Genomic DNA, 14947 nt, shown 5'->3' on the forward strand with positions numbered 1-14947 from the left:
TGTCATCGGACTCCCAGCAGTTTGTCTTTAAGCACTGCAAATTCCTTGTCGCTGTCGATATTGCGACGGTTGCTGGACAGCGCCATGGTAGCGCTGCTCGCTTGTCCCTGCTCACCTGTCGGGGTAATCCACACCCACACGCGGCGCTCGCGGATATAGAGCATGGCAAACACGCCCAGGATCAGGAACAGGCAGCCCAGATAGACCACCCACTTGCCCGGGCTGCGCGTCACCTGGAACACGCTGGCCTGCACCTGCTTGAATTCCTTCATGTGGAACAGCAGGGGTTCAGGATACAGTGGCGCGTCGCTCAGCGCCACCACGGCCTGGGCCATGAAGGCCCGGTTCTGTTCCTTGTTCAGGTCCAGCTCGGGCAGCCCGGCCCTGGCACGCTCCACCTGCAGCAGCTCGATCAGCGTGCCATTGAGAATGCGCAGCAGCACATCGCCAAAGCGCGTCTGCTGGTCCGGGGGAATGGTTTTCTCGATGAAGGCGGCAATCGCCTGCAGGCCGAAGCTGCGGGCGGCCTCGCTGTTGGGATCGAGGCGCGCCTGCGGCAACAGCGCCGGGTCGCCGGCGAACAGCGACAGCACGCGCTCGGCCGAGGCGGTGAGCTGCTCGGTCATTTCGGGGCTTTCGGTGCCGGCATTGGCCGCCACGTAGCGCTTGACGGCCTCGGCGCGCAGCGCCGGATCCATCAGCGCCTCGCGCAGGCGCAGGAATTCGTTCAGCTCGCCCTTCTCATCAGCCGGAATGCGCAGGTAGCGGAAGGGCTCGGCGGTATTGGCGCGCACCCCGAACATGAACTCGGGCACGCCTTCGCCTGAGTTGATCGGCAGCATGTAGTTGTTGAACTCGCGCGCCTGGCCAGAAGAATCACGCAGCTTGTAGGTCACGCTCGGGCCCACGTTGCGCAACTGGTGTTCCTTCTTGTTCTGCGCCGAACCCAGGTTCTGCTTCAGGGTCTGCTGCAGGTCGACCTTGCGCACGTCCACGCCACGGTCGCCCTTGCCATCGTCGCCGAAGTTCTCGACGTTGATGGTGCGCAGGTTGGTGATCTCCAGCGTGCGCTTGTCATTGCCGCCCACCATGGTCTGCGAGGTGCCGACCGCGCCCTTCACCTCGAAGGGCTGGGTCGGGTTGCCCATGCCGATGGCCTGCAGCGTGATCTCGGAGCCGCCATCCTCGAAGCTGGACTGGTAGATCTCGATGCCCTTGAAGCTGGCCGGCTTGTTCACCTCGATGCGGGCGTCTTCGCGCTTGCCGGTTTCCTTGTCGATGATGACGACCTCGCTGGCAAACACACGCGGCATGCCGGTGGGGTAATACTCGACGATGAACTTCTTCAGCTCCAGGATGAAGGGCAGCTCCTGGATCAGCACGCCATCCTTCTGGTTGAGGATGGCGTTGTCGGCCGCCGTGCCCTCCGGCACGAACAGGTTGCCGCGGAAGCTGGGGTTGCTGGCGCTCAGGCGGTGTTCGGGCTTGATGTCGGCAATCATGCCGCCGCCGGTGTAGGCACTCTTGCCGTTGAACCAGGTCTGGGCACGCACCATCAGGTCGCCATCGAACAGGCCGCCGATGCAGATCAGCACGATGGCGCTGTGCGCAGCCAGATAGCCGATCTTGTTCATGCCGCCCGCCTTGGCCGCCACCATCCAGCCTGCGCCCTGCGCGGTCTGGCGCTGCTGCAGCTTCACCTTCCAGCCGCCGCTGGCCAGGGTGCGGCCGATACGCTGGGCCGCCTGTTCGGGCTGTTCGCCAAACTGCGCTGTGGCTTTCTGGCCGAAGGCATTGAGCGCCTGCTCGCGAATGTTTTCCTTGTAGTTGCGCAGATCCTGCACGATCTTGGGCAGGTTGCGGGCAATGCACAGGCTGGTGCTCACCACCAGAAACGCCAGGATCAGCAGAAACCACCAGGCGCTGTACACGCTGTACAGGCTGAGCGCCTCGAACACGCGCGCCCAGAACGGGCCGAACTGGTTGATGTAGTTGTTGAACGGCTCGTGCTGCTTGACCACGGTGCCGATTACCGACGCCACACAGATGATGGTCAGCAGCGCAATGGCAAAGCGCATGGACGACACCAGTTCGACGGCAGAGCGCCACCAGCGTCCGCCGCTGCGTACCTGCAGGCCTTGTGTGGAAAAAGTCGTCATGCTCGGGAAAATCTGTGGTCTGGGGCAAACATCAGGCGCGCACCGCACCCGCGCACATGATACGGGTATTCACTGAAGCCGGTCTTAACCAGATTCAAAAAACACAAAAGCGGGCCGCAGCCCGCTCTTGAGGTATGGCAGGAGCCCTGCACCTGCTGCTCCGGCAGCGCGAACTGCTGGCCGCCGAAAGCGTCAGGATCAGCGCAGGCCCTGGATGAAGTCGGAAACCGCCTTGATCTGGGCATCGTTCATGCCGTTGACCACTTCGGGCATGACCTTGTCGTTGGTGCGGATGCCGTCGCGGAATTCCTTGAGCTGCAGCTCGGTGTAGCCGGCGTGCTGGCCTGCCAGACGCGGATACTTGATCGGCATGCCGGCGCCGTTGGGGCTGTGGCAGGCTGCGCAGGCAGGAACGCCACGGGCGATGATGCCGCCGCGCCAGATCTTCTCGCCCAGGGCGAGCGTATCCTTGTTGGTGGCGGCCTGGGGCTTGGCCTTCTGGCTGTGCACGAAGTAGGCGATGTTGCGCATGTCTTCATCGCTCAGCGGAGCGGCAAAGCCGGCCATGACGGTGCCCTTGCGCTTGTTTTCCTTGAATTCCTGCAGCTGCTTGATGATGTACTCGGGGTGCTGCTGGGCCAGGACCGGGTTGGCGGCAATGGTGGAGTTGCCGTCAGCCGCGTGGCAGGCAGCACACACTGCATTGAACGATGCCTTGCCCTTTTCCAGGTTGGGAGCAGCAGGAGCAGCAGCGGGCGTGGCAGCCACGGCCGAACCGGCAGCAGCCAGCATCGCGGCGGAAATCAGGGAAGCAGCAAAAGAGATAACAGGCTTCATGGTTGCATGGGTCCGTAGTGAACAGAGACCCCGGAAGACCGCTCAATCCGGGTAAACTCTTTCATTCTACAACGCAAGGTAACCAAAAATAACCCTGCCTTCATTTTCTGTTGCCATTCGCGCAGCAATGCTTGCTCCCGGGCAAGACCCTTCACAGCGATTCCGCCATGGCCGCCTCTCCGCGCTCCCCCAAGTCTGCGTCCCGCAGCAAGCCCGCCGCTCCCGCCAAACCGCCCAAGACGCCAACCGCGCTGGGCTGGATGCACACCGCGCGCTTCCTCACCACTGCCGCGCAACTGCACCAGCTGCCCGAGCTGGACGTTCCCGAGATTGCCTTCGTCGGCCGGTCCAACGCCGGCAAGTCCACCTGCATCAACACGCTCACGCAGCAGCGCCAGCTGGCCTACGCCTCCAAGACGCCGGGCCGCACCCAGCACATCAACCTGTTCGCGCTCGGCCGCCAGGGCGAGACCGATGCGGTGCTGGCCGACCTGCCCGGCTACGGCTACGCCTCGGTGCCGCTGGCCGACAAGCAGCGCTGGCAGCGCGTGATGGCCAACTACCTGGTCACGCGCAAGAACCTCAAGGGGGTGGTGCTGATGAGTGATCCGCGTCTGGGCCTGACGGAGCTGGACGAACTGTTGCTCGAGGCCATCCGCCCGCGCGTGGAGGAAGGCCTGAAATTCCTGGTGCTGCTCACCAAGGCCGACAAGCTTACCCGCAGCGAAGCCGCCAAGGTGCTCTCCATCACGCGCCTGCAGGCTGGCGGCGGCGACGTGATGCTGTTCTCGGCCTTGAAGAAGCAGGGCGTGGCCGAAGTGGCGCAACTGCTGTGGGCCTGGACGCACGACAATGGTGACCTGCCCACATCCGAGAGCGGGTTCCCTGATGCAGATGCTCCCGATGAGCCGGAATGTCTTGACGACCCCGACAACATGGGAGACGACGCTAGCCCTGCTCCATAGCAGCGGCATGCACCCGAGGCAGCTGCGCCAACAGCTCGGGCAAAGCCTGCTGCACAGTATCCCAAACAAGCTCCAGATTGATCTCGAAGTAGCCGTGCGCGATGCGATTACGCATCCCCCGCATGCTGCGCCATGGAACTTCTGCACGGCTGGCCGCAAAATCAGGATAGCCATCCATCACCTTGGTGGCCGCTTCGCCAAGAATGATGAGACTCATGATGACTGCTTGCTGCGTGCGCTTGTCCTCAAGAAAATCCGCCTGGACAGCCCCGCTGTAAAGACACAGGCATCCGACGCAGCCTGCTGCATGTGCTCGATATAGTCCGGCAACCGGTTGATGCTCATATGGCCCGCGCCTCCGCCAGAACAGCGGCGCGGAACTTGGCGGGCAAATCGGCCGGCGTCAGCACATCCACGGTGATTCCCAAAGCCTCCTCAAGCTCGTCCTTGAGTCCCCCGAGGTCAAACAAGGTCGTTCCCGGCTTCGCATCCACCAGAAGATCCAGGTCGCTGCCCTCTGTATCAGTGCCCCGCAACACCGAGCCAAACACGCGCGGATTGGACACACCAAAACGCTGCGTTGCTGCAAGCACAGCATATCGTCTGGCGTGGAGGGCTACGGAAGGACGCATGGTCATCAGAAGAATGCGAAAACACAATTGCATCATTCCACATTGATGCCAAAAGTCAAATTCCGCGCTCACCCTCAATACACCGGCGGCATCCCCTCCGGCCGCGTCTTGAAGCGCTTGTGCACCCAGAAATACTCGTGCGGGCGCTTGCGCACCCAGGCCTCGAGGTAAGTATTCATGCGCTGGGTATCGGCCTCGACATCGGCCGTGGGAAAGTCCTTCCACGGCCCTTCCACATGCAGGGTGTAGCCATGCGGATCGAGAAAGGTGACAGTGGTCACCACCTGCGCCCTGCCCAGCCGTGCGAAGCGTGACAGCGAAGGCACGGTGGCCGCGGGCTGGCCGAAGAAGGTCACGAAAATCGACTCCTGCGGGCCGAAGTTCATGTCGGGCAGCAGGTAGAGCATGCCGCCCTGCCGCAGCGCCGCAATGATGGGCTTCACCCCGTCACGCCGCCACACCACGCGCGCATTCTCGAAGCGCGTGCGGCCGCGTCGCAGCCAGCGGTCGGCCCCCGCATTGCGCTGCGGCGTGTAGATGGAGATGAAGTCGCGCTGCGGCAGCTGCCCCGACAAGGCCATGCCGCCGGCATCCAGCCCGACGAAATGCGGCGCAAACAGGATGGTGGGCTCATCGCCCTGCAGGGCCTGCACATCGCCCACCATGCGCAGGCGCTTGCGCAGCAGCTCCGGACTGCCATGCCAGAGCCAGATGCGGTCGAAAAAGGTCTGCACGAACACGATGAAGTGGCGCCGCACCACGCGCTTGCGCTCGGCATCGCTCCACTCCGGAAAACACAGCGCCAGGTTCACCAGCGCCACATGGCGGCGACGCGGAATGGCCCAGTACAACAGGCTTCCCAGCGCAGCCCCCAGGGCGCGCCACACCCACAGCGGCAGATACGCCAGCACGCCCAGCACCGCGTACCAGAGACGCTCCCGGCCGCCGAGCGGGGGCAACTCCTTTTCCTGCGGCTTCAGCGGGCGCTCCGAAGCCTGCGCCGCCCGAGCGGGCGCCCGCGCCTCGCCCACGGGTGTACTTCCCGCAACCGGGGGCGTCATGTCACGCTGCGACGGCTCGCTCATGCCACAGGCTCCTTGCCCGCCTGCTCCACCGCCGGCTGCGGCCGCGGCTGGCGATAGCGCGCATAGCTCCACATGTACTGATTGGGGTCAGCCAGGATCACCTTTTCCATCTCGCGATTGATCTGCGCCACCGCAGGCTCCAGTTCGGCCGGCAGGGGTTCGGACAGCGGGTTGCAATGCAGCAGGAATCCCCGCCCGTGCGGCAGTCGCTCGCCCCAGATCACGATCACCTCGGCGCCGGTCTGCTGCACCAGCTTGGCCGCCAGCGTCATGGTGTAGGCCGGGCGCCCGAAGAATGGCACCCACAGCCCCTGCCCTTCCGGCGGCACATGATCGGGCAGCAGGCCCACGGCCTCGCCCTTGCGCAAGGCCTTGATCATCTGGCGCACGCCGGCCAGCGTGGTCGGCGCCGACTTCAGCCCCGGACGGTGGCGCACATGCTTCATCATCTCGGCCAGCCAGGCCTGGCGCGCCGGGCGGTAGAGCACGGTGAGGTCGCCATACTGCGGACCGAATTTCTCGGCCAGCGCCTGCGCCGTGATTTCGAAACAGCCCATGTGCGGCGTGAGGAACACCACGCCCTTGCCAGCCGCATAGGCGCGCTCCACATGTTCGACACCCTGCCACTGATAGGGCGCGGGCTTGCCGAACCAGATGCGCGGCAACTCGAAAATCATGCGTCCGCCGTGCGCAATGGCGCCACGCACCTGCGCCTTGCTCAGGCCGGCCTGATCGCGGTTCTCGGCCCAGCGCTGGCGGTAGCGCGACGACAGGCCATACACCAGCCACCCCACCACGGCGCCCATGCCGTGCAGCAGCCAGAGAGGGAAACGGGCAAAAAATCGAAACAGTTGATCCATGGCAAGTGTTTGCAGCCAGGGCAGAACCTGCACTTCTGGCCGGGTTTTGACGGATTCATTACAATAGCCCCCATCGCCGAGTTAAACGAGCAACTTGCAGGGCGATCCATCCCTCCGACATTGTCGCACGGGGATGCGGGAAGGCAGCAGGCAAACCCCTGCAGCCCGCCATCCAGGGCCTGCCCACCGGCACAGCGGCCTACTGCTAAAGCGTTCGCCAGGCTCTTGAATGGCAACGCGTCTGTTTCAACCGTGCCAACAAACTGGAGCTTCCCCGCATGGCGAACGACTTTCTCTTCACTTCCGAATCCGTCTCTGAAGGCCACCCCGACAAGGTCGCCGACCAGATCTCCGATGCCATCCTCGACGCCCTGCTCGAGCAGGATCCGCGCGCGCGCGTGGCGGCCGAAACGCTGACCAACACCGGCCTGGTGGTGCTGGCCGGCGAAATCACCGCCAATGCCAACGTGGACTACATCCAGGTGGCGCGCGACACCATCAAGCAGATCGGCTACGACGACACCGCGTACGGCATCGACTACAAGGGCTGCGCCGTGATGGTCTGCTACGACAAGCAGAGCAACGACATCGCCCAGGGCGTGGACCACGCCAGTGACGACCACCTGAACACCGGCGCTGGCGACCAGGGCCTGATGTTCGGCTACGCCTGCGATGAAACGCCCGAGCTGATGCCCGCGCCCATCCACTACGCCCACCGCCTGATGGAACGCCAGGCCGAACTGCGCAAGAACGGCACCCTGCCCTTCCTGCGCCCGGACGCCAAGGCCCAGGTCACCATGCGCTACCTGGACGGCAAGCCGCAGAGCGTGCAGACCGTGGTCATCTCCAGCCAGCACACGCCCGAAATGAGCGTGGGCGACAAGATGAAGCCCGAGTTCATCGAGGCCATCGTCGAGAGCATCATCAAGCCGGTGATTCCGGCCGAGATGCTGGTGGACACCGAATTCCTGATCAACCCCACCGGCCGCTTCGTGGTGGGCGGCCCGCAGGGCGACTGCGGCCTGACCGGCCGCAAGATCATCGTGGACACCTACGGCGGCGCCTGCCCGCACGGCGGTGGCGCCTTCAGCGGCAAGGACCCGACCAAGGTGGACCGCTCTGCCGCCTACGCCGCGCGCTATGTGGCCAAGAACATCGTGGCGGCCGGCCTGGCGCGCCAGTGCCAGATCCAGGTGTCGTACGCCATCGGCGTGGCGCGCCCGATCAACGTGACGGTGTACACCGAAGGCACCGGCGTGATCGAGGACCATGCCATCGAAAAGCTGGTGCAGGACCACTTCGACCTGCGTCCGAAGGGCATCATCGAGATGCTGAACCTGCAGCGCCCGATCTACACCAAGACCGCCGCCTATGGCCACTTTGGCCGCAGCGAGCCGGAATTCAGCTGGGAGCAGACGGACAAGGCGGCGCTGCTGCGGGCGGCAGCCGGGCTATGACACCTGATTGACGACCCTGAATACGAACGAGGCGCGCAAGCGCCTCTTTTTGTTCCAACATACGGGAGTCACTTGAAGTCGCATCAAATATGATGTAATGTGATAACAAATTTGATGCAGGAGCAAGTATGAGAACCACCGTGACGATTGATGATCGGCTGTACAGGCAAGCGCTGGAAGTTGCGGACGCTTCCATGGACAAGGCTGACCTGTTCCGGGAGGCCATCAAGATTTTCATCCAGGTGCAGGCCGGAAAACGGCTGGCCGCACTGGGCGGCACCGCCCCTCAGATGCAGGAGATTCCACGCCGCCGCGAAAGTGGCGAGCAATGAAACAGGTTCTGGTTGACACTTCGATCTGGGTCGAACACTTCAGGCATGGAAACTCCACGCTGGTTGAGTTGCTGAGTCTCAACCGGGTCATGGCTCACCCGCTCGTGATCGGCGAAATAGCCTGCGGCACTCCCCCCCAGCGGGACCAAACCCTGAGCAGCTTGTTGCTCCTTCCGCAGTCCCAGCAAGCAGCCTTGCCGGAAGTCCTCGATTTCATCCAGCGTGAGCACTTGTATGGCCTGGGCTGCGGCCTGGTGGATTTGTTGCTGCTGTCGTCCACCCTGCTCACAGCCGGAGCCCTGCTGTGGACAGCCGACAAACGTCTTGCCAAGCTCGCACAACGATTTTTCGTCGCTTACGAGCCGGCATTGCATTAGGGTGCAGAGCGGATTCGATCTCGCCACGCAATTTTGAACCACCCAAGGTTTCGGGGAGGGTGATTGGTTAAAAAAAGAGCGCCGCACAAGCGACGCTCTTTCCAACTGGGTCAGCGGACCGGGATCAGAAGCGGTAACCCACTTTCACGCCCACGGCCACGGCGTTGTTGTCCTTGAAGTCGGCCTGATACGTGGTGCTACCGACATTGGAGGCGACCTGGGCCTTGGCATCCCCCAGCCAGAAGTACTTGGCGCCGACGCCCACGTAGAAGTTCTTGGTCGGGCTGTACTGCGCGCCGATGCCCAGGTTCCAGTTGCCCTTGGTCGGGCCCAGGGTGGTCACATATTCGCCCGTGCCGCTGTCCCAGCCGAGGGACATATTGCCGGCCCACTGCTCGTTAAACTTGCGGCCCACACCTACGGTGGCGCTGTATTGGTCCTTGCCGTACTCGACCAGGTTGAAGCCGTTGGGCTTGCCAACGTACGGGCCAAGATCCTTCGAAACGGCGCCGAACTGGCCCGGACGGATGCTGAAGCTGGACCAGTCCACCCAGCGCAGGTTGGCAAAGGCCACCGTGTTGGGCGCCACGCCGCTTTGCAGGTCCAGGTTGACGGATTGCGGCGTCTTGATCCGCGTGGTGCCGCTGGTGCCGGCTGCACCGCCCAGCTTCTGGTAGTTGACGAAGTTTTCGGTGGTGTCCACATCATGCTTGATGGCCGAACGGTAAGTCAGCGCAGCGCGGAAGGCGATGTCGGGAATCTGGTAGGCGGCACCCGCCAGGAAGCCCCAGGCACCCGAGTTATGGAAGGTGGCGTCGTAGCCGTTGAAAACGGAGTAAGCCGCACCGCGCAGGCTCAAGTCACCCTTGACGGTCTGGTAGACCGGGCCGCCGTAGAAGTGCCAGTTCTTGTTGGGCTGGAAGCCGGCAATCAGGGAGAAACTCTGTGTGGTAACGCTGACGTTGGTCGCATCGGAACCCGTTGCCAAGGTCGAATACTTCGCTACGGCTTGACGTGCTGCAATTTGTTCGGGGCTAGGCGTGGGCGTGGGCGCGAGCAAACCCTGGACGGCCGCCTTGATCTGGTCTTGGCTCCATGTGGGGTTGGCGGCCGCCAGCTTGGCTGCCAATGGAAGCGTGGCAGCCGCCCCGCGCTCGGCCGGAGTGGTGGTAAAGATATTGGTACCTTCATAGGCAGCATCTGCACCGAACGGATGGTCGTACAGGAAGGAGAACGACCACTGGTCATTCGCCTGGTACTTGATGGCTCCGGACGGGAAGGAGTACTTGTCAGCCATGTTGGGAATTTCGCGCTTCAGGCCGATGCTCTCTTTGCCCTCCACAGTAGGAAAGAGCGAGGTCCAGCCCAGCTCGATGAGGTTGCCCTGCTGGAAAATCGGGGCCACCGGCTGGCCGGAACGATCGAGGCCGGCTGCAAATGCACCCGTGACAGGCAGCATGGCCAGCAGAACGGCGGCGCCAATAGCATTACGTTTCATCTTGTCTCCTAAACTGTGTCCAAACAACGCTTTTCGATACAGCGTATCCCATTGATTCGCTGGATCAAATTGTAAAAAGCACGCGGAAAGTTCGAATAGGGACAATCCCGAACGACCGTGCTAAATCGTTGTGTTTTGGACACTGCCCAGCTTGATGGCAGACGCAAAAAAGCCACCCCGAAGGGTGGCTCTCGCATCAAGCTGATTCAAAGCTGGCTGACGCCAGCCGTGAATTAGAACTTGTGACGCAGGCCGATGGCAGCCTTTTCAGTCTTGGCGCGAGCAGTAATGTCGTCGAAATAGCCGTTCACGCCTTCAACCTTCAGGTCGTTGCTGCGGCCAACGCGAGCGTATACGTCGGTGCGCTTGCTGAAAGCGTAGTTGGCACCGATCATCCAGTCGTTGCCCTTGCCTTTGGCCATTTGCTCACCGCTCACGCCGTCGTAGAACTTCACACGGTTGTGGCCGTATTCAGCAACCAGGGAAGCGGCTCCGAAAGGTACCAGAACGCCAATGTTGGCTTCTTCAGCCTTGGTATTCACGTTTGCATTGAGTGGTGTGGCAGCCAAAGCAGCGTTGGGACGGTTCTTGCTGTACAGGTAGTTAGCGAACAGCTTGGCTGCACCAAAATCGTAGGTACCGCCCACGCCATACTCAGTGATCTTGGACACAGTCGTACCCATCGCCGTATTTTTCACTTGGTGACCAGCAACGCCGACCATGAACGGGCCGTTAGCGTAGCTCACACCCAGGCCGTAACCTTGGCTCTTGGTGTTTGCCAAAACATTGGTTTGCTGGCCGGTCACGGCCAATTCAGTCTTGGAGTTGCTGTATTCGCCAAAAGCCTGCACGCCAACGCCAGAGAAGTTGCCAGCGTAGTGCACACCGTAAGCACGCTCTTTGTAGCCGCCCAGCTTGTACGTCTTAGCAGCAGCGCCGCCCAGGCCGCCCAGGTTCGGGGCGCCAGTCGTCAGTGCGCCTGCATCGAACGAAGACTGACCGTCAGCGGAGGTGGCGGTGATCAGGTTGTACAGGGGGGTGTAGTCCTTACCGAACAGCACGCTGCCGAAACCACCCTGCAAGCCCACCACAGCACGGCGGCTGAAGCCGATGCCGTCTTTGCTGTTGTCGGTGAAGGCGCCATTGATGGCGTCAAAACCCAGCTCGTAGTTGAACACAGCCTTCAGACCGTTGCCCAGGTCCTCAACACCTTTCACGCCCAGACGGCTGCCCTGCAGGCCACCGGACTGGAAGCCGGTCTTGCGGTTGGTCAGCTTACCAGAGCCATTGGGGGTGGTTACGGTAACGGTATCCTTGCTGTAGCCCAGGTTGACGTCAGCCAGACCATACATGGTCACGGAAGACTGAGCGGAAGCGGCGCCCACAGCAGCCAGAGCAGCGATAGCAATCAGAGATTTTTTCATTGCAAGTTTCTCCAAGGTTAAACATAGGGCACCGGTTCGTGGGCTTGCGCTGGCGTTGTGCCTTTTTGCGCAGCCCCCGGTTCCCCGGGCCAACCTCCTTTTCGGAAGTTGTCTCTATTGCACCAGAGCTTCCCCCCTTCAGCAAAGGAAATCACACTTTTATCTGCGCACCGTTGCAGGTCGACAACAGGTTTGTTGCCATCAAGCCACAAAACGCGCGCTTGCTGGACAAGCAGGGCGCCTTTATGCCATTTGAGCGCACGGCACTCTTTTCAGCAACAGCGGCTGTACCGTGCCATTGGGGGCACAAGCTCAGGAATTGCTTTAAGTTGGCCTCTCGGCAGCAGCCCTTGCCGGCAAGCCTCGGGGGCGGACATGCAGCCTCGGCCACACACGGGGCAAGCCGCAGCAGGAGGGCCCGCTCGAGTCCCCTCCGGCATCCAATCTGTGGCACGCCGGCAACGCCCTTCGCCTCTCTCCGTCCGCCGGGCTCCCTACAATCAGCTGTTCCGGCGACGGCCGCGCTGCTGACGGCTTCGCCCCTTCTTGATGATTCTTACGGCTGTCTCCATGCAACAACCCTCTGCCCTGGATTCCTGGCTGCACGCCGCCGATGCCTCGCTGCGCGTGCTGTTCGCGCCCCCTCACGCCAGCGCGCCCTACCCGCCCGAGCGCGAGGGCATGCACAGCCTGGTGCAGGATGCCAAGCTGTCCGATGCCGACAAGCGCCTGGCGGGCGCGCTGATGCGCGTGAACCATGTGGGCGAGATCTGCGCCCAGGCGCTGTACCAGTCGCAGGCACTGGCCACGCGCGATCCCGAATTGCGCGCCCACTTCGAGGAAGCGGCCCGCGAGGAGATGGACCATCTGGCCTGGACCAAACAGCGCCTGGACGAGCTGAACGACCGCCCCTCCCTGCTCAACCCCCTGTGGTATGCCGGCGCCTTTGCGCTGGGCATGGTGATGGGCCGCGTGAGCGACCGCAACAGCCTGGGCTTTGTGGTGGAAACCGAGCGCCAGGTAGAAGCGCACCTGCACAGCCACCTGGAACGCCTGCCTGCCGGCGACGCGGTTTCGCGCGTGATCGTGCAGCAGATGAAGGAAGACGAGCAGCGCCATGCCGATGCCGCCCTCAATGCCGGTGCCGCACCCCTGAGCACGCCAGTGCAGGGCCTGATGCGGCTCGCCGCCAAGGTGATGACGACGGTGGCGCACCGCCTCTGACCGCCGCGGGCCGGCCCCGGCATTTTCCCGTCGAACAGCCCCGCTTCGGCCCGGGCAACCGGCTGGCCCCTACAATCAGCGCTCCGGATCTTTCAGGAGAGGCGCGATGGAATGCAGGGTGAGTTGGACTGGCGGCCTGGCCACACGGTCGGGCATGGGGTTTGTGGCCGAAACCGGCAGCGGCCATACGGTGATGATGGATGGCGCGCCGGATGCCGTGCGTCCGGAAAATGGCGGACAGAATCTGGCGCCGCGCCCGATGGAAATGCTGCTGGCCGCCCTGGGCGGCTGCGCCAGCTATGACGTGGTGCTGATTCTCAAGCGCGGGCGCCATGCCGTGGAGGGTTGCAGCGTGGCGATCGAGGCCGAACGCGCCGAGACCGATCCCAAGGTATTTACCCGCATCCACATGGCTTTCGAGGTGCGTGGCGCGGGCCTGCCGCAAGCCGCCGTGGAGCGCGCCATTGCGATGAGCCACGAAAAATACTGCTCTGCCAGCGCCATGCTCGGCCGCACGGCAGAGATGACGACCAGCCTCACCCTGATCGACAGCAAACAGGCTCAGCCATGACAAATTTGTGAAATTTTTCTGAATTTCTCGGAAAAATGCGGACTTAGCCCCCAAAGTGTTGCCAGGAAAGCACAGACGTTCGCAAAAAAACGAGGTTTTTGGGCAGCGCCGTGCATTTGGTCACGCTGCTTATGTGCACTGCAGCAAAATTTTGGCTAAACTTTGAACCGTTGCATTATTCAGTTTCATGCAATAGTTGTCTCCTCCACCCTCCTATCAGGTGGATTCAGCCCCAAGTCCACAAGACTTGGGGCTTTTTTTTGCTTCGTCGGGGGCAAGGAGACAAGCCCGGAGGGCAGGCGCGGCTGCCTGTGTGCGGCCCTCCTCCGGCGGCTCAGCGCCGGCGCAGATAGTGAACGCCGCGCTGGCCGTCCATCTGCTGGCTGAGCAAGGTGTTGCCAGTCTGCACGGCAAAGGCCTGGAAATCGCGCTCGGCACCCGGGTCGGTCGTGATGACGCGCAGCACCTGGCCGCTTTCCATGGCATTCAGCGCCTTCTTGGCGCGCAGAATGGGCAGCGGGCACTGCAGACCGCTGGTGTCGATTTCGGTGTCGTGGTGCAGGGGGGTTGCGCTTGCATCGGTAGGCATGAAACAGGATCCTCAGGCGGGGAAGACACCGGTAGACAGGTAGCGGTCGCCGCGGTCGCAGACGACGAAGACGATAGTGGCATTTTCGACGGTAGCGGCCAGTTGCTGGGCCACCCAGCAGGCGCCGGCTGCCGAGATGCCGGCAAAGATGCCCTCTTCGCGCGCCAGCTGGCGGCACATGTCCTCGGCGTCAGACTGGGAGACCAGCATCAGCTCGTCGACCAGCTCGGGGGTGTAGATCTTGGGCAGGTATTCCTGCGGCCACTTGCGGATGCCGGGAATGCGCGAGCCATCGGCCGGCTGCGCGCCGATGATGCGGATGGCGGGATTCTGCTCCTTGAGGTAGCGCGCCACGCCGGTGATGGTGCCAGTGGTGCCCATGGCGCTGACGAAATGGGTGATCTGGCCACGGGTGTCCTGCCAGATCTCGGGGCCGGTGGTCTGGTAGTGGATGAGCGGGTTGTCGCTGTTGCCGAACTGGTCGAGCACGCGGCCCTTGCCATCGGCCTGCATCTGCAGGGCCAGGTCGCGCGCGTATTCCATGCCGCCGCTGCGCGGGGTGAGGATGAGTTCGGCGCCGTAGGCACGCATGCACTGGGCGCGCTCGATGCTGAGATCCTCGGGCATGATGAGGATCATGCGGTAGCCGCGGATGGCGGCTACCATGGCCAGCGCGATGCCGGTGTTGCCGCTAGTGGCTTCGATCAGGGCATCGCCGGGGCGGATCTCGCCGCGCGCCTCGGCCTGCAGAATCATGGACAGCGCAGGACGGTCCTTGACCGAACCTGCGGGGTTGTTGCCCTCGAGCTTGCCGAGCACCACGTTGCCGCGTGCCGCGTTGGCCTGGGCGCCGATGCGCTGGAGCCGCACCAGCGGGGTTTTGCCAATGAAATGTTCGATGGTGGGGTAGTGCATGCGCTGCTCGCAGTGGTGTAGA

General features: G+C 62.8%; 16 protein-coding genes. 6 read left to right on the plus strand and 10 right to left on the minus strand.

The features are described from left to right. Positions 1 to 2 precede the first annotated feature (2 nt). On the minus strand, positions 3 to 2159 hold the full coding sequence (locus KKQ75_RS08725) for a cytochrome c biogenesis protein ResB (RefSeq protein WP_213361594.1): 2157 nt from the start codon (positions 2157 to 2159) through the stop codon (positions 3 to 5). Positions 2160 to 2357: 198 nt separating this feature from the next. After that, entirely contained in the window at positions 2358 to 2996 is a 639-nt protein-coding gene (locus KKQ75_RS08730) for a c-type cytochrome (RefSeq protein WP_091813059.1), read from the minus strand. 167 nt (positions 2997 to 3163) lie between these two features. Between KKQ75_RS08730 and yihA the strand changes: the two genes are divergently transcribed. Next, a complete protein-coding gene (yihA, locus tag KKQ75_RS08735) occupies positions 3164 to 3961 on the plus strand; it encodes a ribosome biogenesis GTP-binding protein YihA/YsxC (RefSeq protein WP_213361596.1) in 798 nt (265 codons plus the stop codon). Here yihA and KKQ75_RS13185 read toward each other — a convergent pair. The 4 genes from KKQ75_RS13185 to KKQ75_RS08755 form a co-directional block, all read right to left on the minus strand. Next, positions 3945 to 4178: a HepT-like ribonuclease domain-containing protein gene (locus tag KKQ75_RS13185; protein ID WP_434087724.1), complete on the minus strand. Its 234-nt coding sequence runs from the start codon at positions 4176 to 4178 to the stop codon at positions 3945 to 3947. The genes yihA and KKQ75_RS13185 overlap by 17 nt on opposite strands. A 124-nt stretch (positions 4179 to 4302) precedes the next feature. Beyond that, positions 4303 to 4593 (minus strand): nucleotidyltransferase family protein, encoded by a 291-nt coding sequence (locus tag KKQ75_RS08745; RefSeq protein ID WP_091815332.1) that lies wholly within the window; start codon positions 4591 to 4593, stop codon positions 4303 to 4305. 74 nt (positions 4594 to 4667) lie between these two features. After that, positions 4668 to 5678 carry a lysophospholipid acyltransferase family protein gene (locus KKQ75_RS08750; RefSeq protein WP_250131046.1) on the minus strand — a complete coding sequence of 337 codons (1011 nt, stop codon included), beginning with the start codon at positions 5676 to 5678 and terminating at the stop codon, positions 4668 to 4670. Beyond that, on the minus strand, positions 5675 to 6538 hold the full coding sequence (locus KKQ75_RS08755) for a lysophospholipid acyltransferase family protein (protein ID WP_091815327.1): 864 nt from the start codon (positions 6536 to 6538) through the stop codon (positions 5675 to 5677). Before KKQ75_RS08755 ends, KKQ75_RS08750 begins: the two co-directional genes overlap by 4 nt. Before the next feature lie 278 nt (positions 6539 to 6816). Between KKQ75_RS08755 and metK the strand changes: the two genes are divergently transcribed. The 3 genes from metK (at position 6817) to KKQ75_RS08770 (ending at position 8704) form a co-directional block, all read left to right on the plus strand. Beyond that, positions 6817 to 7995 (plus strand): methionine adenosyltransferase, encoded by a 1179-nt coding sequence (gene metK / locus KKQ75_RS08760; protein WP_091815324.1) that lies wholly within the window; start codon positions 6817 to 6819, stop codon positions 7993 to 7995. A gap of 128 nt (positions 7996 to 8123) precedes the next feature. After that, on the plus strand, positions 8124 to 8327 hold the full coding sequence (locus tag KKQ75_RS08765; RefSeq protein ID WP_091813055.1) for a DUF2191 domain-containing protein: 204 nt from the start codon (positions 8124 to 8126) through the stop codon (positions 8325 to 8327). Further along, complete coding sequence (locus KKQ75_RS08770; RefSeq protein ID WP_213361599.1) at positions 8324 to 8704, plus strand: PIN domain-containing protein; 381 nt, start codon at positions 8324 to 8326, stop codon at positions 8702 to 8704. Before KKQ75_RS08765 ends, KKQ75_RS08770 begins: the two co-directional genes overlap by 4 nt. A gap of 124 nt (positions 8705 to 8828) precedes the next feature. Here the strand turns inward: KKQ75_RS08770 and KKQ75_RS08775 are convergent, their stop codons facing one another. Together KKQ75_RS08775 and KKQ75_RS08780 are read right to left on the minus strand one after the other, a co-directional pair. Next, positions 8829 to 10202 (minus strand): OmpP1/FadL family transporter, encoded by a 1374-nt coding sequence (locus tag KKQ75_RS08775; protein WP_213361601.1) that lies wholly within the window; start codon positions 10200 to 10202, stop codon positions 8829 to 8831. Between the two features lie 233 nt (positions 10203 to 10435). After that, positions 10436 to 11626 (minus strand): porin, encoded by a 1191-nt coding sequence (locus KKQ75_RS08780; protein ID WP_213361603.1) that lies wholly within the window; start codon positions 11624 to 11626, stop codon positions 10436 to 10438. A gap of 570 nt (positions 11627 to 12196) precedes the next feature. Between KKQ75_RS08780 and coq7 the strand changes: the two genes are divergently transcribed. Further along, positions 12197 to 12850, plus strand: coding sequence for a 2-polyprenyl-3-methyl-6-methoxy-1,4-benzoquinone monooxygenase (gene coq7, locus KKQ75_RS08785; RefSeq protein ID WP_213361605.1), 654 nt, complete (start codon positions 12197 to 12199; stop codon positions 12848 to 12850). Positions 12851 to 12956: 106 nt separating this feature from the next. Next, positions 12957 to 13421, plus strand: coding sequence for an OsmC family protein (locus KKQ75_RS08790; protein ID WP_213361606.1), 465 nt, complete (start codon positions 12957 to 12959; stop codon positions 13419 to 13421). A 334-nt stretch (positions 13422 to 13755) separates the two neighbouring features. Here the strand turns inward: KKQ75_RS08790 and KKQ75_RS08795 are convergent, their stop codons facing one another. Beyond that, positions 13756 to 14010, minus strand: a complete 255-nt coding sequence (locus KKQ75_RS08795; protein WP_091813042.1) for a sulfurtransferase TusA family protein — start codon at positions 14008 to 14010, stop codon at positions 13756 to 13758. A gap of 12 nt (positions 14011 to 14022) precedes the next feature. Then, positions 14023 to 14925, minus strand: coding sequence for a cysteine synthase CysM (cysM, locus tag KKQ75_RS08800; protein ID WP_213361607.1), 903 nt, complete (start codon positions 14923 to 14925; stop codon positions 14023 to 14025). Between the last annotated feature and the right edge of the window lie 22 nt (positions 14926 to 14947).

This window comes from Brachymonas denitrificans (genome assembly GCF_907163135.1).
Lineage (GTDB): Bacteria > Pseudomonadota > Gammaproteobacteria > Burkholderiales > Burkholderiaceae_C > Brachymonas > Brachymonas denitrificans_A.